Source organism: Ureibacillus acetophenoni, from assembly GCF_900220965.1.
GTDB lineage: Bacteria > Bacillota > Bacilli > Bacillales_A > Planococcaceae > Ureibacillus > Ureibacillus acetophenoni.
In genome coordinates this window covers 475,699-500,378 of the sequence record NZ_OBQC01000001.1, presented here as the reverse complement: position 1 = coordinate 500,378, position 24,680 = coordinate 475,699, and the positions used below count along the sequence as shown (strand labels likewise).

27 protein-coding genes are annotated in these 24,680 nt (G+C 36.3%); 2 read left to right on the top strand and 25 right to left on the bottom strand.

The window, feature by feature from the left end:
• Positions 1–39 precede the first annotated feature (39 nt).
• The 9 genes from ylqF to CRO45_RS02205 form a co-directional block, all read right to left on the bottom strand.
• A complete protein-coding gene (ylqF, locus tag CRO45_RS02245) occupies positions 40–915 on the bottom strand; it encodes a ribosome biogenesis GTPase YlqF (RefSeq protein ID WP_097147989.1) in 876 nt (291 codons plus the stop codon).
• 68 nt (positions 916–983) lie between these two features.
• Positions 984–1,580: a signal peptidase I gene (lepB, locus tag CRO45_RS02240; RefSeq protein ID WP_328588573.1), complete on the bottom strand. Its 597-nt coding sequence runs from the start codon at positions 1,578–1,580 to the stop codon at positions 984–986.
• 193 nt (positions 1,581–1,773) lie between these two features.
• Entirely contained in the window at positions 1,774–2,118 is a 345-nt protein-coding gene (gene rplS / locus CRO45_RS02235; RefSeq protein WP_097147987.1) for a 50S ribosomal protein L19, read from the bottom strand.
• Between the two features lie 124 nt (positions 2,119–2,242).
• The gene (trmD, locus tag CRO45_RS02230) at positions 2,243–2,986 is read right to left on the bottom strand and encodes a tRNA (guanosine(37)-N1)-methyltransferase TrmD (protein WP_097147986.1); all 744 of its coding nucleotides are present in this window, start codon (positions 2,984–2,986) and stop codon (positions 2,243–2,245) included.
• Positions 2,987–3,505 (bottom strand): ribosome maturation factor RimM, encoded by a 519-nt coding sequence (rimM, locus tag CRO45_RS02225; RefSeq protein ID WP_097147985.1) that lies wholly within the window; start codon positions 3,503–3,505, stop codon positions 2,987–2,989.
• 133 nt (positions 3,506–3,638) lie between these two features.
• Positions 3,639–3,872: a KH domain-containing protein gene (locus tag CRO45_RS02220; RefSeq protein ID WP_097147984.1), complete on the bottom strand. Its 234-nt coding sequence runs from the start codon at positions 3,870–3,872 to the stop codon at positions 3,639–3,641.
• Positions 3,873–3,886: 14 nt separating this feature from the next.
• On the bottom strand, positions 3,887–4,159 hold the full coding sequence (gene rpsP / locus CRO45_RS02215; RefSeq protein ID WP_097147983.1) for a 30S ribosomal protein S16: 273 nt from the start codon (positions 4,157–4,159) through the stop codon (positions 3,887–3,889).
• A 110-nt stretch (positions 4,160–4,269) separates the two neighbouring features.
• Positions 4,270–5,628, bottom strand: coding sequence for a signal recognition particle protein (ffh, locus tag CRO45_RS02210; RefSeq protein ID WP_097147982.1), 1,359 nt, complete (start codon positions 5,626–5,628; stop codon positions 4,270–4,272).
• Between the two features lie 11 nt (positions 5,629–5,639).
• Positions 5,640–5,975 carry a putative DNA-binding protein gene (locus CRO45_RS02205; RefSeq protein ID WP_097147981.1) on the bottom strand — a complete coding sequence of 112 codons (336 nt, stop codon included), beginning with the start codon at positions 5,973–5,975 and terminating at the stop codon, positions 5,640–5,642.
• 195 nt (positions 5,976–6,170) lie between these two features.
• Here CRO45_RS02205 and CRO45_RS02200 point away from each other — a divergent pair, with 195 nt between their 5' ends.
• Entirely contained in the window at positions 6,171–6,917 is a 747-nt protein-coding gene (locus tag CRO45_RS02200) for a hypothetical protein (protein WP_097147980.1), read from the top strand.
• Between the two features lie 40 nt (positions 6,918–6,957).
• Here CRO45_RS02200 and ftsY read toward each other — a convergent pair whose 3' ends face one another.
• From ftsY to CRO45_RS02135, 13 genes are all read right to left on the bottom strand, one after another.
• Complete coding sequence (gene ftsY / locus CRO45_RS02195; protein ID WP_097147979.1) at positions 6,958–8,181, bottom strand: signal recognition particle-docking protein FtsY; 1,224 nt, start codon at positions 8,179–8,181, stop codon at positions 6,958–6,960.
• Between the two features lie 2 nt (positions 8,182–8,183).
• Positions 8,184–11,756, bottom strand: a complete 3,573-nt coding sequence (gene smc / locus CRO45_RS02190) for a chromosome segregation protein SMC (protein ID WP_097147978.1) — start codon at positions 11,754–11,756, stop codon at positions 8,184–8,186.
• A gap of 1 nt (position 11,757) precedes the next feature.
• The gene (rnc, locus tag CRO45_RS02185; protein ID WP_097147977.1) at positions 11,758–12,519 is read right to left on the bottom strand and encodes a ribonuclease III; all 762 of its coding nucleotides are present in this window, start codon (positions 12,517–12,519) and stop codon (positions 11,758–11,760) included.
• Between the two features lie 288 nt (positions 12,520–12,807).
• On the bottom strand, positions 12,808–13,044 hold the full coding sequence (gene acpP / locus CRO45_RS02180; RefSeq protein WP_097147976.1) for an acyl carrier protein: 237 nt from the start codon (positions 13,042–13,044) through the stop codon (positions 12,808–12,810).
• A gap of 121 nt (positions 13,045–13,165) precedes the next feature.
• Entirely contained in the window at positions 13,166–13,912 is a 747-nt protein-coding gene (gene fabG, locus CRO45_RS02175) for a 3-oxoacyl-[acyl-carrier-protein] reductase (RefSeq protein WP_097147975.1), read from the bottom strand.
• 1 nt (position 13,913) lies between these two features.
• Positions 13,914–14,855, bottom strand: a complete 942-nt coding sequence (gene fabD, locus CRO45_RS02170) for an ACP S-malonyltransferase (RefSeq protein ID WP_097147974.1) — start codon at positions 14,853–14,855, stop codon at positions 13,914–13,916.
• A complete protein-coding gene (gene plsX, locus CRO45_RS02165) occupies positions 14,855–15,877 on the bottom strand; it encodes a phosphate acyltransferase PlsX (RefSeq protein WP_097147973.1) in 1,023 nt (340 codons plus the stop codon). Before plsX ends, fabD begins: the two co-directional genes overlap by 1 nt.
• Entirely contained in the window at positions 15,861–16,454 is a 594-nt protein-coding gene (gene fapR, locus CRO45_RS02160; protein WP_097147972.1) for a transcription factor FapR, read from the bottom strand. Before fapR ends, plsX begins: the two co-directional genes overlap by 17 nt.
• Before the next feature lie 139 nt (positions 16,455–16,593).
• On the bottom strand, positions 16,594–18,633 hold the full coding sequence (gene recG, locus CRO45_RS02155) for an ATP-dependent DNA helicase RecG (RefSeq protein ID WP_097148099.1): 2,040 nt from the start codon (positions 18,631–18,633) through the stop codon (positions 16,594–16,596).
• Between the two features lie 11 nt (positions 18,634–18,644).
• Positions 18,645–19,529: an L-serine ammonia-lyase, iron-sulfur-dependent, subunit alpha gene (sdaAA, locus tag CRO45_RS02150; RefSeq protein WP_097147971.1), complete on the bottom strand. Its 885-nt coding sequence runs from the start codon at positions 19,527–19,529 to the stop codon at positions 18,645–18,647.
• Positions 19,530–19,542: 13 nt separating this feature from the next.
• Positions 19,543–20,205 carry an L-serine ammonia-lyase, iron-sulfur-dependent subunit beta gene (gene sdaAB, locus CRO45_RS02145; protein ID WP_097147970.1) on the bottom strand — a complete coding sequence of 221 codons (663 nt, stop codon included), beginning with the start codon at positions 20,203–20,205 and terminating at the stop codon, positions 19,543–19,545.
• A gap of 351 nt (positions 20,206–20,556) precedes the next feature.
• Entirely contained in the window at positions 20,557–22,212 is a 1,656-nt protein-coding gene (locus CRO45_RS02140; RefSeq protein ID WP_097147969.1) for a DAK2 domain-containing protein, read from the bottom strand.
• A gap of 18 nt (positions 22,213–22,230) precedes the next feature.
• Positions 22,231–22,593, bottom strand: a complete 363-nt coding sequence (locus tag CRO45_RS02135; protein ID WP_097147968.1) for an Asp23/Gls24 family envelope stress response protein — start codon at positions 22,591–22,593, stop codon at positions 22,231–22,233.
• A 316-nt stretch (positions 22,594–22,909) separates the two neighbouring features.
• Between CRO45_RS02135 and rpmB the strand changes: the two genes are divergently transcribed.
• Positions 22,910–23,098 (top strand): 50S ribosomal protein L28, encoded by a 189-nt coding sequence (rpmB, locus tag CRO45_RS02130; RefSeq protein WP_097147967.1) that lies wholly within the window; start codon positions 22,910–22,912, stop codon positions 23,096–23,098.
• Positions 23,099–23,245: 147 nt separating this feature from the next.
• On the opposite strand, the gene spoVM is transcribed toward rpmB, so the two are convergent.
• From spoVM to rpe, 3 genes are read right to left on the bottom strand one after another with little or no spacing between them, the layout of a single operon-like run.
• Positions 23,246–23,368 carry a stage V sporulation protein SpoVM gene (spoVM, locus tag CRO45_RS19820; protein WP_235864505.1) on the bottom strand — a complete coding sequence of 41 codons (123 nt, stop codon included), beginning with the start codon at positions 23,366–23,368 and terminating at the stop codon, positions 23,246–23,248.
• Positions 23,361–24,014, bottom strand: coding sequence for a thiamine diphosphokinase (locus CRO45_RS02125; RefSeq protein ID WP_097147966.1), 654 nt, complete (start codon positions 24,012–24,014; stop codon positions 23,361–23,363). Before CRO45_RS02125 ends, spoVM begins: the two co-directional genes overlap by 8 nt.
• A complete protein-coding gene (gene rpe / locus CRO45_RS02120; RefSeq protein WP_097147965.1) occupies positions 24,011–24,679 on the bottom strand; it encodes a ribulose-phosphate 3-epimerase in 669 nt (222 codons plus the stop codon). The genes CRO45_RS02125 and rpe overlap by 4 nt, the downstream gene beginning before the upstream one ends.
• Position 24,680 lies beyond the last annotated feature (1 nt).

Below are 24,680 nucleotides of genomic sequence, written 5' to 3'. Positions count from 1 at the left end.
TTCAAAGCAGCTTCTTGTTTTTTATAAGTATACTATGTTTTATCGTTCTAACGATTCTTTCTCTAATTCTTCATCTACAATATCAAAGGAAAGCTTTCCAAGGTGTTGATCGCGAATATCTCGAACGATTAATTCTGCTACTTTATCATAATCAATTTCTCCACCTGGACCATACACACGGCGTAATTTACCAATATGGTCAAATGTCTCAACTAAATCTTCAGAAACAGACGTTATACCGTAACGCTCGTCCATTCGATTTGGGTAGTGGATCGATAAAAATCTTAGTCCATACACCGCAATATCTTCCATATTCGTTACAGCATCTTTTATAGCACCTGTAATTGCCAATTTCAAGCCAACTTCTTGATCTTCGAATTTTGGCCATAAAATACCCGGTGTATCTAATAACTCTATTTCTTTACCAACTTTAATCCATTGCTGAGCTTTTGTTACCCCAGGCATATTTCCAGTTTTCGCAATATTTTTCTTAGCCAAACGGTTAATTAAAGTAGACTTACCAACATTCGGAATTCCTACAATCATTGCGCGAATCGCTCTTGGTTTCATACCTTTTAATTTCATTCGCTCCCATTTTGGGGCTAAAATTTCTTTTGCAGCCTTTGTAACACTTTGCAATCCTTTACCTTCAAAAGAATTAATTGCAACTGCTGTATGGCCTTTGTCCGCGAAGTATTGTACCCATTTACGTGTCTCTGCTTCATCTGCCATATCTGCTTTATTTAATATCAATAGTCGTGGTTTTTGATTAATAACCTCATCAATCATGGGGTTTCTTGATGATAGTGGTAACCTTGCATCTATTAATTCAAAAACGATATCAACTAGCTTTAATTGTTCTTGAACTTCCCTTCTGGCTTTTGCCATATGTCCAGGAAACCATTGTATAGTCATATGTTTTACCTCCTACCTGCCGACTTGCAAAAAGAAAAGGAGATTACTTAGAACCTCCTTTTAAGAAATTATTCCACAAATCGTATTTCATTAATTGGCCAAAAAATTAGGTTTGTACTACCAATAATTTCATCAATACTTACAAGTCCAATATGTCGACTATCTTTACTTCCTCTACGATTATCACCCATTACAAATACATAACCTTCTGGAATGACTTCTATATTCGGATCAATATTCGGGATATCTTGCATTGTAAAGTCTTGTGTTAAATTTCCTGATGGTAATTGTGATTTATATTTATCTAAATAAGGTTCTTCGATGGGTTCGCCATTGATATATAATTGATCGTTTCTATATTCAATATGCTCACCTGGTAATCCAATTACTCGTTTAATATAATCTTTTCCTTCGGGTGCATGAAATACAACTATATCAAAACGGTTTGGTTCACCTACCATGTAACCAAATTTGTTTACAATCATTCGATCTCCATTTTCTAAGGTAGGCATCATTGAATCCCCATCCACCACTATAGGTGTAAATAAAAAATATCGAATGACTACAGCAATTAAAAACGCGATGATAAGTGCTTTTGTCCATTCCCAAAGTTCACTTTTCTTTTTCTCTTTTTTATCATTATGCTCTTCATTTATATTTTCCACGAGAGATGTCCCCCCATCTAACCTCATTTTATTGCAATGTAGGTATAAATTACAAGTGTTAGAAATAAAAACATAACCCGACCTTTAAATTTGGTCGAGTTGATAGTATTTTATGCTTATTATTTTCAATCTTATTCATTGATAAAAAAGAAAGGAGGCTTTTAGTTGTAAAAGCCCCCATTCTAAATCGTTATTATCGAATTTCTTTAATACGAGCTGCTTTACCACGTAGGTTACGTAGGTAGTAAAGTTTCGCACGACGAACTTTACCGCGGCGAATAACTTCTAATTTCTCGATTTTTGGAGTGTGTACAGGGAATGTACGTTCCACACCAACACCGTAAGAAATTTTGCGAACAGTAAATGTTTCGCTAATACCGCCACCACGACGTTTAATAACAACACCTTCGTATACTTGGATACGCTCACGAGTACCCTCTACGATTCTCACGTGAACTTTTACAGTATCACCTGGGCGGAATGTTGGTAGATCAGAACGAAGCTGATCTTTTGTAATTTCTGCAATAATGTTTGACATAATTTTCTCTCCTCGTACAGATGCTCTTATAGTCTTCTAATACTACAGCGGAACACCGTAATTAAGCGCTTCTAATAGAAGCACAGAATGTATCATACCACAAAGTAAGTTGCTTCTGCAACAATTATTCTTCTACTTTTTCTTTTTTCAACTTCTCAAGAAACGCCTTTTGTGACGCTGATAATTCGATATGTTCAAATAAATCTGGTCGTCTTTCAAAAGTACGTCTAATCGACTCTTCTTCGCGCCATTGTTCAATTTTTCCGTGGTTACCTGATACTAATACATCCGGCACCTTCATCCCTCTAAAATCAGCTGGACGGGTATAGTGAGGGTGTTCTAGTAATCCAGTGGAAAATGAATCGTGGATATGTGAATCTTCTTGTCCTAACACACCTGGTAAAAGACGAACTACAGCATCAATTACAGTCATGGCTGGTAATTCGCCACCAGTTAATACAAAATCACCGATTGAGATTTCATCTGTTACAAGATGTTCTCGGATCCGCTCATCATATCCTTCGTAATGACCACAGAGAAAAATAAGTTCTTCTTCTTTTGCCAATTCCTCAGCCTTTTTTTGAGTAAAGCGTTCACCTTGGGGGCACATAAGTATTATACGTGGCTTTTTAGTACTTCCTTCTGTTAGAGTTTCAACAGCTTGGAACATTGGTTCCGGTTTTAAAACCATTCCCGCACCACCACCGTATGGATAATCATCCACTTGTCTATGTTTGTTGTTACTGTATTCACGAATGTCCGATACAGCTAAAGAGACAGCGCCTTTTTCTTGTGCCTTTTTTAAAATCGATGAACCGAATACTCCTGTAAACATGTCTGGGAATAAACTAAGTACATGAATATTCATTTATAAAAGTCCTTCCATGACATGAATTATAATTTTCTTCTCGTCGATATCAATTTCTTTCACTACATCCTCAATGTATGGAATGTAATGTTTTTTTCCATTCGGATCTTTTAACTCCCATACATCGTTTGCACCGGTTTCTAAAATATCCGTAATGGTACCTAGCTTTTCGCCTTCTTCAGAGAACACTTCACAACCAATGATTTCAAAGTAATAGTATTCATTTTCTGCAAGTTCGTCTTCTTCAAGTTGATCTTTCGTTACTTTTAGTAGGCCTTCTTTAAACGGTTCTACTAGATTTATATTATGAAGTCCTTCAAATGTAAGTAGTATAAAGTTTTTATGACGACGTGCACTTTCAATAGTTACCCATGTAGGCTTTTTATCGCCTTTTTTAAAGACCGCTAGACGGTTCCCTGGAGCAAATCGTATATCTTCAAAATCAGTTGTAGAAATAACTCTTACCTCGCCTTTAATTCCGTGTGTATTAACGATTCTTCCAACATTAAACCATTCCAAACATATCACCTCTTTTTAGTTTGTTCTTAAATTACTAATCTGAATATAGTAAAAAGAAGGGAAACCAAGAAACGGCTCCCTTCTTTCATGTGTTGTATTACTTGATAGCTGAACAAACGGCCCAGCTTATTTTTTAATCCAATATATCGACGTACGTCTTTTTCTTTTGGTGGCCGCTAGCTACTGAGTAAACAATTGTACGAATCGCCTTTGCGACACGACCTTGTTTGCCTATGACTTTTCCTCTGTCATCAGGATGAACAAAAAGCTTATAAACAATTCGACTTGAATTCTCGTCCTTATCAACTCGGACTTCATCTGGAAAATCGACTAATGGTTTTACGATTGTTTCAATCAGTTGCTGCACAATGCCACCTCCGATTATTTACTGAATTTTAAGTTATGGAATTTTTCCATGATTCCTTGTTCTGAGAACAAGTTACGTACTGTATCAGATGGTTTTGCACCATTTGATAACCATTTAAGAGCTTTCTCTTCATCAATGTTTACAGTAGCTGGTACAGTAAGTGGGTTGTAAGTACCTACTGTTTCAATTTGACGGCCGTCACGTGGTGAACGAGCGTCAGCAACTACGATACGATAGAAAGGAGATTTGTTAGCTCCCATACGTTTTAAACGAATTTTAACTGCCATTTTTATTGCACCTCCGAATAAGTTTCACACAAGATAGTATATTATCAATGTTTTTGTTATTTGTAAAGTATTTTTTCTTAACAGTACTTTTTTTATTCAAAAACCGTATTTTATTTGAATAAAGAGTTGAATCCAGGTAGTTTCATTTTCTTTTTACCTTTACCTTGAGCCATACCTGTCATTTGTTTCATCATTTTTTTCATTTCTTCAAATTGCTTTAGCAATCTGTTTACATCTTGAATGGATGTACCTGATCCTTTTGCAATACGTTTCTTACGATTGGCATTGATAATTTCAGGATTCGTTTTTTCCGCTGGCGTCATTGAGTAAATGATGGCTTCTAAACGGCCCATTTGTTTTTCATCAACTTTGACATTGTCTAGGCCTTTCATTTTGTTGGCACCAGGGATCATTTTTAAGATGTCTTCAAGTGGGCCCATTTTTTTCAACGCTTGTAATTGTTCTACGAAATCATCAAAAGTAAAGCTTTGAGTCATAAATTTTTGCTCAAGCTCTTTTGCTTTTTCCATATCAACATTTGCTTGCGCTTTTTCAATAAGTGATAATACATCACCCATACCTAAAATACGCTGAGCCATACGTTCTGGGTGGAACGGTTCTAGGGCATCCATTTTTTCACCCATACCAACAAATTTAATTGGTTTTTGAGTAACAGAGCGGATTGATAACGCAGCACCACCGCGCGTATCGCCGTCTAATTTCGTTAAAACGACCCCAGTAATTCCAACTGTTTCGTTAAAGCTTTGGGCAACGTTTACAGCATCTTGACCAGTCATCGCATCAACAACTAAGAAGACTTCGTCCGGTTCTTTTAATGAACGAATATCTTTTAATTCCTGCATTAGTTCTTCGTCAATATGTAGACGACCGGCTGTATCGATGATAACAACATCTAGATGCTCTTCTTTTGCATGTTCAATTGCTTGACGTGCAATTTCAACCGGTGAAACATCTGTACCTAATGAAAATACAGGTAGTGATAACTGTTTACCTAATGTTTGTAATTGTTGTACCGCAGCAGGACGATAAATATCTGCTGCAACTAGTAAAGGTTTGCGGTTATATTTTTTTCTTAAAACATTCGCTAATTTACCAGTTGTAGTTGTTTTACCGGCACCTTGTAAACCGACCATCATAATGACAGTTGGTGACTTTGTACTGAATTTGATAGGGCTTTGTTCTCCACCCATTAAAGTAGTTAACTCATCTTGAACGATTTTAATGACTTGTTGGCCTGGTGTTAAGCTTTTCATTACCTCAGAACCAACCGCACGTTCACTAACGTTTTTAACAAATTCTTTTACAACTTTTAAGTTAACGTCAGCTTCGATCAGAGCAAAGCGAACTTCACGCATCATTTCTTTAACGTCTTGTTCAGATACTTTCCCTTTTCCTTTAAGCTTTTGGATTGTCCCTTGGAGTCGTTCCGCTAATCCTTCAAATGCCATAAGCTCTCCTCCTAATCCGTTTCTTTCAATTCATTAATTAAAGAAAGTCTTTCTTCAATTGTTGTATTTTCGTCTTTTATTGCTTTTGTAAGCTTTTCAATAATTTGTTGTCGCTTACCAAACTTTTCAAAAAGATTTAATTTATCTTCATATTCTTCAAGCATTGCTTCTGTTCTGCGAATATTATCATAAACAGCTTGTCTTGAAACTTTATAGCTCTCTGCAATCTCCCCAAGAGAATGATCATCAAGGTAATAAAGTTCCATATAACTTCGTTGCTTATCAGTCAGAAGTGCCTGATAAAAGTCGAAGAGAAAGTTCATGCGTGTCGTTTTTTCAAGTAGCATTCAATATCTCTCCAATCATAGTTTGTCAATTGTATCATAACTTTTTATGTTGATGGCTGTCAAGGTAATTTCCTTGAATAACATGATATTGAGGTTTGTTTGGAATGGTGTTATTGGGCATGTGAGTTTTGATGGGTTATTTGGAATTTCTCAAACTTATTTGCGGTTTTCGCGGAGTTACTTGCGATATTACGCATGTTAATTGCGATTCCCGGTTTACTTGCGAATTTAGCTGATTTTTTTGCGAATTCATCAAACTTATTTGCGAGTTTCGCGGAGTTACTTGCGATATTACGTGTGCCATTTGCGATTCCCGATTTACTTGCGAATTTAGGTGATTTATTTGCGAATTCATCAAACTTATTTGCGAGTTTCGCGGAGTTACTTGCGATATTACGTGTGCCATTTGCGATTCCCGGTTTACTTGCGAATTTAGCCGATTTATTTGCGAATTCATCAAACTTATTTGCGAGTTTCGCGGTGTTACTTGCGATATTACGTATGTTATTTGCGATTCTGGGTTTACTTGCGAATTTAGCTGATTTATTTGCGAATTCATCAAACTTATTTGCGAGTTTCGCGGAGTTACTTGCGATATTACGTGTGCCATTTGCGATTCTGGGTTTACTTGCGAATTTAGCTGATTTATTTGCGAATTCATCAAACTTATTTGCGAGTTTCACGGAGTTACTTGCGATATTACGTATGTTATTTGCGATTCTGGGTTTACTTGCGAATTTAGCTGATTTATTTGCGAATTCATCAAACTTATTTGCGAGTTTCACGGAGTTACTTGCGATATTACGTGTGCTATTTGCGATTCCCGGTTTACTTGCGAATTTAGCTGATTTATTTGCGATTTCATCAAACTTATTTGCGATTTCACCAGGGTTATTTGCGAAATTCCCTAGGGAGTTTACCCATCTCTACCCCATCACTTAAAAAAGCGCTCATAGCCTATGACTATGAGCACCTTCATTCATTAATCTTCTATCTTCTCTAATTCTTTTTCTAAGCCTTCAGCAAATAAACCATACACATAGCGTTCTGCATCAAATGGTTGTAAGTCATCCATTTTCTCACCTAAACCAACAAACTTCACAGGGATATGTAGTTTATTGCGAATAGCTAATACAATACCACCTTTGGCAGTTCCATCTAACTTTGTTAAAACAATACCTGTTACATTTGTTGCTTCTTTAAACGTCTGTGCTTGAATAAGAGCATTTTGTCCAGTTGTTGCATCTAAAGCAAGTAATACTTCATGAGGTGCATTTGGGATCTCACGAGAAATTACACGATGAACTTTTTCAAGCTCTTTCATTAAGTTTACTTTGTTTTGAAGACGACCTGCCGTGTCACAAATTAACACATCTGCACCACGTTTTTTCGCTGCGCCAATTGCATCATAAATAACTGCTGCTGGGTCTGAACCTTCTGATTGTTTTACTACTTCACAACCAACGCGATCTCCCCAAACTTGTAACTGATCAATAGCACCCGCACGGAATGTATCTCCAGCGGCTAATACAACAGATTTCCCTTGTGATTTTAAACGATGAGCAAGTTTTCCAATTGTTGTTGTTTTCCCTACTCCGTTTACGCCGACGAATAAAATAACCGTTAGCTCACCTTTTGGCTGCATGTTTAACGTAGTAATATTCTCCTCGCCAGCTTCGTAAATTTCAACTAATTTTTCAGAAATGATTGCTTGAATACCTTCTGTATCTTTAATATTTTTACGTTGAACTTCAAAACGAAGCTTGTCCATTAATTCCATTACTGTTTCAAAGCCTACGTCCGCTTGAAGTAAAAGCTCTTCTAATTCTTCGAAGAAATCTTCATCGACTTTACGATATCGCGCAACAAGGTCATTTACTTTAGAAGTAAATGTATCACGTGTTTTTGCTAAGCCCGCTTTAAACTTTTGTGTAATAGACCAAGCAGAAGGTTTCTTTTCTTGTTTAACCTCTTCTTGAACTTCAACGATTTCATTTTCAACAACAGGTTCTGTTTCCACTGTTTCATTTTGCTGTTCAACTACAACTTCTGTCGTTTCAACTTGTTCTTCGGAAACCTGCTCTTCTGTAGTTTGATCAGTTGTTTCTTCTTCAACCAGTGGACTTTCGTTTAATTCCTCTTGTTGTTCTTTTTGAACCTCTTCACTACCTAACAATTTCTCTTTCAAACGTTTAAAAAAACTCATTTTTATTCGCTCCTTTGCCCCACGAGTACGGCCTCTTTTTCAAGTTTTACAGATACAAGTTTCGATACTCCTGATTCTTGCATCGTAATACCATATAAGACGTCAGCACCTTCCATAGTACCTTTACGATGTGTTATGACGATAAACTGCGTTTCGCTGCTTAATTTCTTTAAATAAGCACTATAGCGATCAACATTCGCTTCGTCTAGTGCTGCTTCAACTTCGTCTAAAATAACAAATGGAACTGGACGGGTATTAAGAATTGCAAACAACAGTGCAATTGCAGTCAATGCCCTTTCTCCACCAGATAACAAACTTAAACTTTGTAATTTTTTCCCTGGAGGCTGTGCCACAATTTCGATACCTGTTTCTAGTAAATTGTCTGGTTCTAATAAAACTAAATCCGCTTGACCGCCACCAAACAATTCTCTGAATACGAGTTGGAATTGACTACGAATCATTGAAAAAGACTCACTGAAACGTGTTGACATTTCCTCATCCATTTCTTTAATTGCCTCATGTAAAGTATCTTGAGCTTCAATTAAATCGTTACGTTGTTCAGTTAAAAATGTATGTCGCTCTAAAACACGATCATATTCTTCGATTGCTGTTAAATTAACCGGCCCAAGCTCTTCAATCGATTGTTTTAACAATTTTACTTTACGTCGAACACCTTCAACATCTTCTATTGCATTTGCTGTTTCTTTAGCAAATTCGTAGTCTAATTCATATTGTTCGTCAAGTTGAGAATGAATACGATTAATTTCAAATTCTACCTTACTTTTTTTCAGGTCCATTGTTCGTAGAGATTCCATGTAACCTTTATGAATCCGTCCGAGCTCTTTTAATTGTTCCTCGAGGTCAGATAAATTGGACTGGTACTCAGAACGTTGCTGACGATTTTGTTGAATTGTTTCGGTTAATTGATCTCTTTGTAAAGACCAATTTTTAACTTTTTCATCAATTTCTTCGACAGTTGGTCCATCAGATTCTCCATTTTGAATCCAGTTAATTTCTTGTGTAACTGATTCAATTTGTTGCTTCGTCTTAGATCGTTTTAATGCAATATCTGCTGTAGCAACTTGAACTTGAGTTAATTGCTCACCAGCTACCGCTAAAAGAGACCGTTTTTCGGCTGATTGTTCTCTTAACTCATCTCTTTTATTTTCTCCGAGTAGCTTCATTTCAGTTAACTGTTCAACTGTGTTGTTTATATTCTCAAGTTCGATTTTTAATTCTTCTAAACGTCGATTCGCTTCTTCTCGTTGCTTTGTTAACGATTGCTTAATTGTTGTTACTGAGGATTGCTCTGATGTTGCTACGGAAACAGTAGCATTTAAACTTTTCTCCTCTATTTCTATTTCATGAAGTTTCGCTCTAAGTTCAATATCTCTTTTACGAATTTCTTCACCTTGGAGCTTCGACACTTCAATTTTTTCACGCAAACTACTAACCGTTTCTTTTTCATGTGAAACGGCTTTTTCAGCATTTAAAATTGACGCATCCATTTGCGCTAATTGATTCGTTAAAGTATCTAGTTCTGCTTTTCTAGTAAACAATGAAGATTGTTGCTTCGAGACACCACCAGTTAACGAACCACCAGCATTTACGATATCACCATCAAGTGTAACAACACGGTATCTAAAGCCACATAATCTAGCTATTTGACTTGCGCCTTCAAGTGTTGTTGCAACTAGTACATTCCCTAGTAGATTTTCAACAATTGTACGATTAGATTCGTCAAAGTTTACAATATTATAAGCTAAGTTAATAAACGCAGGGTGATTAATTGCCGATGAAATCTGATCAGGTGAAAGACGGCGAGATCTTATTACTGTTTTAGGTAAAAATGTTGCTCTACCAGCTCTTTTCACCTTTAACCAACCGATAGCTTTTTGAGCATCTTGCTCAGTTGTTGTAACAATATGTTGGGATGCTCCACCTAAAGCAGTTTCGATTGCTTTAGAATATTTACTGTCTACTTTAACGAGCTCAGCAACAGCACCTTCAATTCCTGATAATTCACCACGGTCACGTGCTAATAACACGTCTTTAACACCTTGGAAAAATCCAGAGAAATCGGACTCTAATTCTGCTAATGTTTCTTTTCGAGCCTTTAACTGTTGTTGATGTTGGTATGCTTGGTATAGCATTTTCTGCTTTTCTTCAAAGGAAGAAGAAGTTTTATTTAATTGAATTTGTAACATTTCAATTTCTTGAGTAGTTTTTAATAATTGTTGTTCGACCGACTGATGTTTTTGTAATAGTTCTTGCTTTTGTTGTCTAATCGATTCTAGTCTTTTCACCATTTCAACAGAGCGGTCTGACATGCGTTCTGCCGTTGCTTCATGTTGAGTTAATTGTTGTTCAATATGTTTCAGTTCATTTTTAACCGTTGCTTCTTCGTTCAACAAGTCAATATATTTGTTTTTTGACTGTTCAATTTGCTCTTCAATTTCAACGACAGAGCTATTTAACGATTGGTCAATCTGCTTAATTTCAGATTTTAACTGTTGTACTTCCTTTTGCTTTTGCTCAAATTGCAATTTTTTCTCTGATTCACTATGAGCTAGTTCCTCTTCTTCTTCAATTAGTTGATTTAACGATTGTTGTAATTGCTCGAGTTGCTTTTGGGCATTCATGCGTTTTTCTTGCATCAATGCTTTACGCCCTTCCCAACGTTCAACTTCTGTACTTGCTTCAACTAACTGTTCCTGAGAAATATCTAAAGTATGATCGATCTTTCTTAACTTCTCTCGTACGTCATTTGCTTTAGATTCTACATCTGCAATTTTATATGAGTACTTTTGCTCCTCAATTTCTAACTTTTCATAGTCACCTATTATTTTCGTTAAATCATCAAGGAAATTCGTTAAATCATGCACCATTAAAGAAATGTCAAATTCTTTAAGTTCCTCTGTCATTTGAACATAGTCTTTTGCTGCCGATGCTTGCATTTGCAATGGTTCAAGTCGGCTATCTAATTCATGTAAAATATCTAATACACGATTTAAATTTTCATCGGTTTCTTCAAGCTTATGCTCCGCTTTTTTCTTACGAAGTTTGTATTTTAATACACCAGCTGCTTCTTCAAAAATCGTTCTTCGATCATCTGGTTTGGAATTTAAAATCTCATCAACACGACCTTGTGAAATGATAGAAAACGCTTCTTTTCCTAATCCAGAGTCCATAAATAAGTCAGTAATATCCTTCAGGCGACATGACTGATTGTTTAATAAATATTCACTATCACCAGAACGATACACACGTCTCGTCACACTTATTTCTGTATAGTCACTTGCTACTTGTTCGTCTTCATTGTTAAGAATTAACGTAACTTCAGCGAAATTTAATGCTTTTCTTGAAGCACTCCCTGCAAAAATGACATCTTCCATTTTTGCTCCACGTAATGATTTGGCGGATTGTTCACCTAGAACCCATCGAATTGCATCAGTTACGTTACTTTTTCCACTACCGTTTGGCCCAACAACTGCTGTAACACCAGGAACAAAATCAATCCCTATACGATCTGCAAACGATTTAAAGCCAACCACTTCAAGTCGTTTAAGGTACATCCTAATCCTCCTTATGCAATGACTGATTTAACGCTACCATCGCATTTTGTGCAGCTTGTTGTTCAGCCTCTTTCTTCGATTTACCACGACCAATACCTAGTTCCTTATCGTTTAGAAGTACTCTAGAAACGAATACACGGTTATGCGCTGGACCTTTTTCATCGATAATTTCGTAATGTAATATGCCGTTATTATTTTGTTGAACTAATTCTTGTAATTGACTCTTGAAATCCATCACATGAGAAAAAGCACCGACTTCCACTTTTGGATAGACTACGCGTTGTAGAAATTCTACAACAGCATCTAAACCTTGATCTAAATACATAGCACCAATAAACGATTCAAAACAGTCAGCAAGTAATGCTGGACGTTCTCTACCACCCGTTAATTCTTCACCTTTTCCAAGTAATACAAATTTCCCGAAGTTTAATTCGTTAGCAAAGATGACAAGTGAAGGCTCACAAACGATTGAAGCACGAAGTTTAGTTAGTTCGCCTTCACTCATATGTGGATAACGTTCAAATAAATACTTTGACACTGATAATTCAAGTACAGCATCACCTAAAAATTCTAATCGTTCATTATCTGTGTATAATTTTCGTCGATGCTCATTCACATAAGATGAATGGGTAAATGCTTGGTAAAGTAAGCTTTTGTTTTTGAAAGAAATATTAAGTTCATGCTCTAATATTTCAAATTGGGCTTGTACTTTTTCTGGCAAAACCCCGAATCTTTGTTGTTGTCCTTTTTTTCTTATTGTCATGAGCTCTTCTGCCTTCCTAATAATTTCTATCTAATTTTTAATTTGCATTATTATATACATTGTACCCTATCAATGGCTAAAGTAGTTGTGATATTTTTATATCACAACTACTTTTTAAGTAAATATTAACTAATTCAAATAGAAAAACACATTTCGACCCAAAATAGGTCGAAAAGATGTCTTTTCTTATACGGATTACCAAAAAAATCTATACTTTCCTATCCGTCAATAAAGGTAAAGATTGAAAAGAGGCACGAATATCACTAGAGTGAATCGTGCCTCAAGCTGTTAATTTAGTTTACCTTCAATATATTTGATAGCATCGCCAACAGTTGCGATTTTTTCAGCATCTTCGTCTGAAATTTCCATATCAAATTCATCTTCAAGTTCCATTACTAATTCAACAACATCAAGTGAATCAGCACCTAAATCTTCACGGAAAGAAGCTTCTACTTTCACTTCACTCTCGTCAACACCTAAACGGTCAACGACTACTTTTGTTACACGTTCTAATACTGTAGTCAAGTCAGTCACCTCCCCTCAAATAGTATACATTATGTTAAACTTCAATCAATAGAAATTTATGAAATTTCTATAAAAATTCTCAAATTTAACAATTAAATAACAATTTTGCAATACATGATAATTACATGTACATACCACCATCGATATGTAATGTTTGTCCAGTCATATAACTAGAATCATCAGAAGCTAAGAAAACTACCGCTTTAGCAATATCTTCAGGTTGACCAAGTTTTGCTAATGGAATTTGAGATAGCATTGCGTTTTTCATATCTTCGGATAATGCACCTGTCATTTCTGTCGTAATAAAACCAGGTGCAATCGCATTTACTAAAATATTACGTGAAGCAAGTTCGCGGGCTGTTGTTTTTGTTAAACCAATAACACCTGCTTTTGCCGCCACATAGTTAGCTTGTCCAGCATTACCCATTACACCAACGATCGATGAAATGTTAATGATACGTCCTGAACGTTGTTTCATCATTTGGCGAGTAACTGCTTTAGTACATAGGAAGACACCTTTCAAGTTTGTATTAATGACATCATCCCATTCGTCTTCTTTCATACGCATGAGAAGATTATCTCTTGTAATTCCAGCATTGTTCACTAGAATATCAATTGACCCAAACTCTTTAATTGCTGTATCCATTAACTGAGTAACTGAATCAACATCAGCAACATTTGCTTGGACTGCAATAGCATTTGTACCCATACTATTAATTTCGTCAACTACTTGTAATGCTTTTTGCTCACTACCACTATAGTTAACAACAACTTTAGCACCTTCTTTTGCAAGATATAGCGCAATGGAACGCCCAATACCGCGAGATGCTCCAGTTACAACGGCAACTTTACCATCTAATTTTCCCATTTTATTCACCCCTTAAAGCTTCAATTACTTCATTTAATGTAGCTTCGTCATATACACAGTATGTGTTAACAGAGCGATCTACTTTTTTCACTAATCCTGAAAGTACTTTTCCAGGTCCACATTCTATGAAAGTTGTAACACCTAACTCTAACATTTTACGAACATCTTGCTCCCATAAAACAGGGCTGTAAACTTGTTCGATCATTTCTTGTTTAATTTCAGAGACGCTTTGTAAAATTTCAGCGCCTACGTTACTAATGATAGGAATTTGTGGTTCGTTAATTGAAATTTTTTCGATTTCATTTTCAAGCTTAACCGCAGCTTCACGCATTAGTTCTGAATGGAATGGTCCACTAACAACTAGAGGAATTGCTCGTTTTGCGCCAGCTTCTTTCGCAGCAACCGATGCTTTCTCCACACCATCTTTTGTACCCGAAATAACAATTTGACCTGGACAATTTAAGTTAGCTAATTGTACAACATCGCCTTCAGCAGAAATTTTATCGCAAACTTCTTTTAAGGTTTGAGCGTCTAAACCTAGAATAGCCGCCATAGCTCCTTCGCCAGCAGGAACAGCATCATTCATAAATAATCCACGTTTATGAACGATTTGAACTGCTTCTTCAAAGCTAATAGCTCCAGATGTTACAAATGCACTGTATTCACCTAATGAATGACCGGCTGTATAATCAGGTTTTATACCAGATTCTATTAATTTTGATGCAACCATAACACCAGTAGTAAGTAATGCAGGTTGTGCATTATATGTTAATGTTAATTCTTCCTGAGGACCTTCTAACATTAATTTTGAAAGTTCGAAGTCTAAAGCCTGATCTGCTTTTTCATAGAATTTTTTACTTTCTGGATAAGTTTCTACTAATTCTTGTCCCATTCCAACTTTTTGAGAACCTTGACCTGGAAAGATAAATGCAATTTTTGACATTATTCATTCTCCTCTTTCTTTTCCCCTTGCTCGGCATTACTTTCTGCTATTGTTGTTTTAATGATGGATGTAACGCTATGTTCAGCCATAATTGTTGCTTGACGAATTGCACTGTAAATCGCTCTTGCATTTGAAGAACCATGCGCCTTAATGACTGGAGATTGTAATCCAAATAACGCTGCCCCACCATGTTCTGAATAATCTAATTTACCTTTTAATTTTTTCAGTTCAGTTTTCATTAATAAAGCACCGATTTTTGTCTTTCCTGAAGCCATAAATGCTTCTTTCAGCATAGACATCATTGCACCGGCAGTACCTTCAATAGATTTAAGAACCATATTTCCTGTAAATCCGTCAGTTACTACAACGTCCGCAACATTATCTAGTAAATCACGGGCTTCAACATTTCCAACAAAGTTGAGATTAGAATCTTGTAGTAAACTATATACGCCTTTTGTTAGTTCATTTCCTTTTTTTTCTTCAGTACCAATATTCAATAAACCAATTCGAGGATTTTCAATACCACGTACTTTTTTGGCATAAATATTCCCCATAATTGCATATTGCAGCAAATGCTCAGGTTTTGCATCCGCATTGGCACCTAAATCCAACATTAAAAAGCCTTGTCCATCGATAGTAGGTAATGTAGTTGCAAGGGCTGGTCTAGCTACACCTTCAATACGTCCTACTTTTAAAAGTCCTCCGGCCATTAATGCTCCTGTGTTACCTGCGGATAAACACGCATCTGCAGTCCCTTCAGATACCGCTTCTAGCATTCTAGTCATAGATGAATCCTTTTTTCGGCGAATGCTTCGTGCCGGATCATCTTCACCTTCAATAACTTCTTCACAATGAATAATTTCAATACGATTATTTTGAGATTTTAATTCTTGAGCTATTTTATCTTTATGACCATAAAGTTTTACTTCTAAATTTGGGAATTCCTCTAATGCTAGTAAAACGCCTTCAACTACCGAACGGGGCGCATGATCGCCACCCATTCCATCAATAGCTAGTTTCATCGTTTTCACCTTTACCTTTCGTTCGATACATCTCAAATTCACCTTTAAATACAACACTATTATTTACTGTAGAAATTAAATCGATGTACGTCCGGTTTTTTTCTGTATTTTGTCCGCGCACGGTAGCTTTTGTTATTACTCTATCCCCAGCTTTTACTGGCTTAGAGAATAATACATTTGCCCTTACCGTTAACGCTAATTCGTCATTAATGACAGCCACTGCTAATGAATTGGCCTGCGCAAATAAATGATGCCCTCGAGCAATCCCATTCCGTTGAAAAACATGTTCTTCTTTTACATCAAAAATAGAAATAGCTCTAGCATCGAGCTCAATATCAATAATTTCCCCTATTACTTCATCTAAAGGCAAAGACTTAACTTCATTTTCTAAATTTTTTTCTGCTACATCTTTAATGCGCTCTCTTAATTCAGGTATGGATAACTCCATTCGATCTAAACGGATTGTTTGGACACTCACATTAAATTGCACTGCAAGTTGTTCATCCGTGACAAATGGATTTTCTTCGATTGTTTGTAATAAGAGTTGCTGACGTTCTTTTTTTGTTCGACGTTTCAATTTTCGCCATCACCTTATTATATGTATTAGCACTTGGTACTAACACCAGTATACATTTCCAAAAATAAGAACGCAACAATAATTCTAATATTGTTGCGTTCTAGATTAATTGTATTTATTATTAGAAAGTTCGGAAGTATTAATCAATTCTTTCTCCGTTTAATACTCCAGATTCTTCAAGCATTTCACGTAGGTGTTTATACTCAGTATCTATCCAAAAAGCGTCATTATATATAAGCGTTGCTGCATCTTGTCTAGCTACTTCTAACGTTCTATAATCATGGACTAAATCCGCCATTTTAAAATCAGGAAGACCACTTTGTTTCTTACCAAAGAAATCACCCGGGCCACGTAATTCTAAATCCTTTTCAGCCAACTGGAATCCGTCGTTAATTTCAGTCATAGACATCATCCGTTCTGTTCCTTCTTCTGTTTTAGGATCTGCTAGTAAAACACAATAGGATTGGAATTGTCCACGGCCTACACGACCTCGTAGTTGGTGAAGCTGCGCTAAACCAAATCGATCCGCATCATAGATCACCATGAATGAAGCATTCGGTACATTAACTCCGACTTCAACAACAGTCGTTGATACTAAAACATCAATATGCCCTTCAGTAAACTCTCTCATCACACGATCTTTTTCTTCAGAATGAAGGCGACCATGCATTAAATCTACTTTATACTTCCCTCTAAAAACAGTAGAAAGTTGTTCAAATACTTCCTGAGCATTATCTGCATCTATTTTTTCCGACTCTTCGATAAGTGGACAAATAACATAAGCTTGTCTTCCTTGTCGTAATTCTAATTCCATTTTAGAAATAACAGAATGTAATTGTTCTTTCTTTAACCAATGAGTTTCAATTTGCTTTCTACCTGCTGGTAACTCATCAATGATGGATACGTCCATTTCACCAAAAGCCGTTATAGCTAACGTTCTTGGTATAGGTGTAGCTGTCATAAACAGTACATCTGGGTTAGTACCTTTATCCCTAAGAATTCTTCGCTGTTCTACTCCAAATCGATGTTGCTCATCCGTTATTACAAATCCTAAATTTTTGAACATGACATCTGGCTGTATTAATGCATGAGTACCAATTAAAATATCAATTTCGCCATTTTGCAAGTTTTCTAATATCATTTTTCTTGCCTTTGTTTTAGTAGAACCAGAAAGTAGTGCAAGACGTACCCCCATTGGTTCTAACAGTTGACTTAATGATGTGGCATGCTGTTCAGCTAATATTTCAGTCGGGGCCATTAATGCACCTTGGAATCCAGCAGTTACAGCTGCAAATAAACCGATTGCTGCAACAACGGTTTTCCCTGATCCTACATCCCCTTGTAACAAACGATTCATTCGTGTTGATTCTTTTAAATCTTTACAAATTTCATTTACCACCCGTTTTTGAGCGTTTGTTAGATCAAATGGAATGGTAGAAATAAATTCTTTTAACCTTTGTAGATCATATTGAATTGCTATTCCATGTTCGTTTTCTTTATGTACTTTTCTTAACGCTTGAATTCGTAACTGGAATTGCAACAATTCTTCATAGACAAAACGTCTTCGGGCCTGTTTAGAGTGATTTGCATCAACAGGGAAATGCACTCCTTCTAGCGCCTCTATTATAGGTATTAATTTATATTTCGTAAGAAGGTGTGAGGGGATTGTTTCTTCAACTTCCCCTCCACACACATCTAACGCTTGCCTCATTAATTTTCTAAATTTCGTTTGATGCATATTACCTTTTAAACTATAAACCGGTTCAAAATCCGCATTTTCCACTTTTGGACCAAATTTAATCGTTGAAACATTAATTACTTGGCGACCACGATCCCACTTACCAGAAACTGTAACAATTGTTTCCGGAGTTAATTTTCCTCGTAAATAATTTTGATTAAAAAATACTAGTTTAATAAGGTGTCTTCCTACAATACACTTCACTGTTATTCTAGATTTGTTTCTACCAAGAAATTGAACAATTGGTTCACTTTCTATTCGTCCTTCTACTGTAACTTTTTCGTTATGTGGTGTTTCTGTTAAGTCCTTAAGTCGAAAATCCTCATGTCGATAAGGAAAAGTCCATAGTAAATCATTAATAGTATAGATCCCCATTTCAGCTAGTACATTTGCAGTTTCTTTTCCAACACCTTTTAATGTACTGACAGGATCTAATAACAAACTACTCAAGGTTAAGCAGTTCCTCCAAATATTCTAGCTGCTATCGCTTTTCCAGTTGGAGTAGCTGCTAATCCACCCCTAGCAGTTTCTTTTAAATTCGGACTCATTGCCTGACCGATTCTAAACATTGCACCAATCACTTCATCACATGGTATACGACTTGTAACACCAGCTAGAGCCATATCCGCAGCTACTAGAGAATTGGCAGCTCCCATTGCATTTCGTTTCACACAAGGAACTTCAACTAATCCTGCGACAGGATCACAAACTAGACCTAACATATTTTTTAACGTAATAGCGAATGCTTCTGCTGATTGAGCAGGTGTTCCTCCTGCCATTTCAACAATCGCTGCAGCTGCCATTGCACTTGCAGAACCTACTTCTGCCTGACATCCACCAGCAGCGCCTGAAATCATCGCATTATTGGCAACGACAAAACCAAATGCGCCGGAAGTAAATAGATAATTAATCATCTGTTCTCTAGTTGGGTTTAATTTATTTTTCACAGCAAATAATGTTCCAGGCACTACTCCAGCAGAACCAGCAGTTGGTGTTGCACAAATTGTTCCCATAGCTGCATTTACTTCGTTAGTTGCGACTGCTTTACTTACGGCATCTAATAATAAATCACCAGATAAGGAATTTCCTTTAGCGATATAATTTTGTAATAGAACCGCATCCCCACCTGTTAACCCAGTTACAGATTGAACACCATTAAGACCTCGTTCAACTGCTTGTTCCATCACAGTTAAGTTATTATCCATTTGAGCAATAATTTCTTCTCTAGATCTACCAGTAATATTCATTTCCTGTTCAATCATAATATCAGAGATGAGCATATTTCTACTTTCGGCAAGTTCAACTAATTCCTTTACATTACGAAATAATACGTCCATTTAGCCCACTCCCTTAATTATTAATCTTTGAAACTTTTGTTATATGAGGAATTAACGAGATTTGATGTAATATTTTCTCGTCAATATTTTGATCGACTTCAATGACCATTAAAGCAGTTTGGCCACGTTCAATACGAGAAACTTCCATATGTCCGATGTTCACATGATGCATCGCAAGTGTATTTGCCACATTTGCGATACAACCAGCACGGTCGTCATGGACTACTAGAATAGCTGGCATGCCTCCAGTTAATCGTAGTTTAAAGCCATTTACTTCACTAATTTCTATTTTTCCACCGCCAATAGAGATCCCTTCAACAGACATTTCACCTGAATCATCTCCAAGGACAATGCGTGCTGTGTTTGGGTGTTCTTTATTAGCCGTTTCAGTAATAAATTCAAATTCTAGTCCCGCTTCTTTTGCTAATTGAAAGGATGTTTTAATGCGCTCGTCAAACGTATCATAATCTAATAACCCACCAACAATCGCAACATCAGTTCCGTGTCCTCTATACGTTTCAGCAAATGAGCCATAAAGATGGATCTTAGCCCATTTTGGCTGACGTCCGAATAAGTCTCTAGCGACTCTACCTATTCTGGCTGCACCTGCGGTATGTGATGATGACGGTCCGATCATGACAGGTCCAATGATGTCAAAAACTGAAGTAAACTTCATCCTTCTCCCCCTTATCCTTTATGCTACATCCTATTAATTCTAAACTCATTGTATCATGAACATTTACTGCTTCCAAAAGGAATAATAATCAAATTCGCCTTGGCGTATTTGTGACTGCCGCAAGCTTTCGTCACAGCTGAAAAAACGTGCCGCCGAGATTTTTTCGAGCATGCTCGAAAACTACCATTGAAAATCTGTGGCATCCGCCGGAGGCTTTAACTTCATTCAGCATAGTTTAAAAAGCTCTGAATGAATCCACGGATTGCATTCATCTTACCACTTATAGAAAGCTAAAGACTTTTGCTGAATGAAGTTAAAAAAGGTGCATACTAAGTACGCACCTATCTAGAATTATTCAATTGAGAAAATAAATGGATATAATGCTTGTTTACCATCGACAATTTCAGCTTCCACACCTGGATATTGTTCTTCGATAAAACTTGCTAATTCATTTGCTTCGACTTCATTAGTATCAGTTCCGTAGATAATAGTAATGATTTCCGAATCCTCATCAACTAAATCTGTAATTACTTTTTTAGCTGCGTCCATTAGATTTGGAGTTGATAAAACAATTTTCCCTTCAGCAAGAGACATGTAATCATCTTTTCTAATTTCTACGCCATCAATTGAAGTATCACGAACAGCATAAGTAACTTGTCCAGCCTTTACACTCTCAAAGGCTTTTGACATACCCGCTTTGTTGTCTTCAACTGAAGCTTCCGGATTAAACGCTAAAATCGCAGCCATCCCTTGTGGAATTGTTTTCGTCGGAACAACAGCTGCTTCGATATCTAATAATTCAACTGCTTGTTCAGCTGCCATAATAATGTTTTTATTGTTCGGTAAAATGATAACACGTTCAGCTTCAATTTCTTTTACCGCTTTTACGATGTCTTCAGTAGATGGATTCATTGTTTGCCCACCTTCAATTACATAAGAAGCACCAATACTACGTAAAAGATTTGAAATGCCCTCACCCATAGCAATTGTTACTACTGCATATGGATGTTTTTCCTTTTTCGTTGGAACTTTTGTGTTTTCATTATTTGGTTGATTGTTAACAATTGAAGAGTGTTGTTCCCTCATATTATCAACTTTAATTTTAATAAGGCTACCATATTTTTGACCTGCACTTAGTACAGCTCCTGGTGTTTCAGAGTGGATATGTACTTTGGCAATTTCGTCGTCAGACACAACTAATAAAGAATCACCCATTGGGTCTAATTCTTGACGGAATTTTAACTCATCAAATGGTTCTTTATCTTTCTCAAGACGGACCATAATCTCGGTGCAATAGCCATAAACAATATCTTCAGTATTCATAAAATCTTGTACACGATGATGTTCAGCACTAATTAAATCATCGATTGAAGCATCATTTCTTTCTGGAAGCGCTTCACCTTTTAACGATGCAAGAAATCCTTCGTATATAAATAGTAGGCCTTGCCCACCACTATCGACAACTCCAACTTCTTTTAAAACAGGAAGTAAGTCTGGTGTACGATCTAAAGACTTTTTCCCTTCTTCTACTACAGCTTCCATTACCTTAATGATGTTCGCTTCATCTTTTGCAACTTCAACAGCTTTTGCAGCAGCTTCTCTAGCAACTGTTAAAATCGTCCCTTCAACAGGTTTCATAACTGCTTTGTATGCTGTATCAACCCCAGCTTGGAAAGCACCTGCAAACTTATGCGCATCAACAGTACTTTCTTTTTCAATATGTTTACCAAACCCTCTGAAAAGTTGAGATAAAATAACCCCAGAGTTTCCACGAGCTCCCATTAACAAACCTTTAGATAAACTTTGTGCAGTTTTTCCTATGTGTGCTTGAGCATTCGTATCAGTTTCCTTTGCTCCTGATGTCATCGATAAATTCATATTTGTTCCAGTATCTCCATCAGGCACTGGGAATACATTTAATGAATCAACAAAATTGGCATTTTGCGATAAGTGATGAGCACCCATCTGTACCATTTCTGCAAATTTTATGCCGTCTAGTGACTTCATTTATAATAAATCCTCCTCTTAAACCGATAAAACTTTCACACCATGAACAAATATATTAACTGATTTAACGCTCATTCCTAATGTTTTGTTCACTGTGTATTTTACTTTTGATTGGACTTGGTAAGCTACCTCTGAAATTTTCGTACCATAGCTCACGATTATATACATATCAATATGGAGGTCATCTCCTGATTGACGAATGACTACTCCTTTAGTGAAGTTCTCTTTGCGTAATATATCCGTTAACCCATCACGAATTTGATGTTTTGAAGCCATTCCGACAACACCATAACATTCAATTGCAGCACCACCTGCAATTTGTGCGATGACATCATTTGAAATATCAATTTGTCCGAAATCGTTTTTTATTTCTAATGACATGCTTTTGCCTCCTTTGCCTCTTTTTGGCTATACTCATTGTACTACACAAAAATCCATTATAAAAGAAAACGTTGTTTGTTGTATATAGTTTGTCTTGTTTGTTCATTTTATTTGTGAAAATTATAAAGCTTTTAGTCATGATTATCTAATAATCAACGTTGTTTCCTCCATTATTTTGACTGTAAAGGATTTTTTCTTGAAAGTACATGTAAAATTGGTTGCATCGAACCCAGACCTATGTTAAATTATTATGGTATGTGAAATCAAGAACTGAAGAAGAGATCTTTCAGATTCATCTGTAAGGAGGGAATTATAGATGCCAAAACAATGTGTTATTACTGGTCGTAAAACTCGTTCAGGTAACAACCGTTCTCACGCTATGAACGCTAACAAACGTACTTGGGGCGCTAACTTACAAAAAGTTCGTATCTTAGTAGACGGCAAACCAAAACGCGTTTGGGTTTCTGCTCGTGCTTTAAAATCAGGTAAAGTTGAACGTGTATAATTAAACCGTTAAAACCATCGAATGTACTATTTCGATGGTTTTTTATATTGTGAAAACCGTATGAAAAAGGAGTTGTGAGATGTTCACAACTCCTTTTTCTAATAAGAATATTACATCATTTACTTGAAAGTATAAGTGCATTATTCATTATTTATTTTCTTTCTTTTTTCCACCTCTAAACAAATTAATGCATGCACGTGTAAATGAACTAACAAATTTCGGTAATTGGAAAGTGTAAACTCGCAAAGTCTGCCCTCCTTTTTCAGTCACTACTTCTTATCATTAAACATATGCCTGAAGAAAAGGAGATATAACCTTCTATAGAATTCAGTTCATTACTTGTAAATCTTGATGTACCTAATTCAATTATTTCATTCGTTGTTTCATATTTGACTCCACGTAGAGTAACGTCTTTCACATTTTGTTCATAAGCAAAAAAAGATAGATATTGATATCGATCATCTTTTAAAATTGGGTGTTTTCCTGGAAATAAAAATTGAATTTCATTTTTTTCATTAACGATTTTCATTCGAATATGTAGGTTTCTAGATTGTACCCGATAAATTGTGCGTAAAGCAGATTCAAAATGATCTAACCGGCCACCTGTAACACCTGTAACAATAATTTCAGTGGGCTTATAATTTAGAGCTTTTTCTAAAGCTAAATCTGTATCTGTATCGTTTTTTTCAGCTTGTACTCTATCAATCTTCCGTACACAATTAGATACCCTTATCCATACTTCCTCTGATAGTGAATCAAAATCACCAACTATTTCCTCTGGGACAATTCCTTGATTTAATAAATAAATAGAACCTCTATCAGCACCTATAAAAATTGCATCTGTAGAAGATGCGTATGTTTTCAAAGATGGTAAATCTTGTTTTGGTCCTCCCGCACATACAATTACGGTAGTCATTTCGTATATGCCGCCTCACCAGCGTGCAAGATTTCTTTAAGTGCTTCTGCTCGATTCTCTTTATTATATATAGCTGAGCCAGCTACAAAAATATTCGCACCCGCTTTTGCACAAGGAATAATTGTTTCAGCATTAATACCACCATCTATCTCAATATCAATAGATAAGCCACGCTCTTTAATAATTTTTGATAGGTTTTCAATTTTCGGAACGACTGAATGTATAAACTTCTGCCCGCCAAATCCAGGGTTTACAGTCATAAAGAGTACAAAATCTATATCTTCTAAAATATGTTGAATTGATTCAATCGGAGTATGAGGATTTAATACAACCCCTGGTTTTACACCGAAGGAACGAATTAATTGAATTGTACGATGTAGATGTCGACATGCTTCTACATGCACTGAAATCCAGTCTGCACCTGCCTTTGCAAACTGTTCAATGTAATCATCTGGATTTTCAATCATTAGATGTACATCAAGTGGTAATTTGGTTACTGGTCGTAATGCTTCGACAACAATTGGCCCCATCGTTATATTTGGTACGAAGTGGCCATCCATTACGTCTATATGAATTACTTCCGCGCCTGCTTGTTCTACTTCTTTTACTTCTTCACCTAATTTAGCGAAATTTGCTGCAAGAATCGATGGTGCAATTTTAATCATT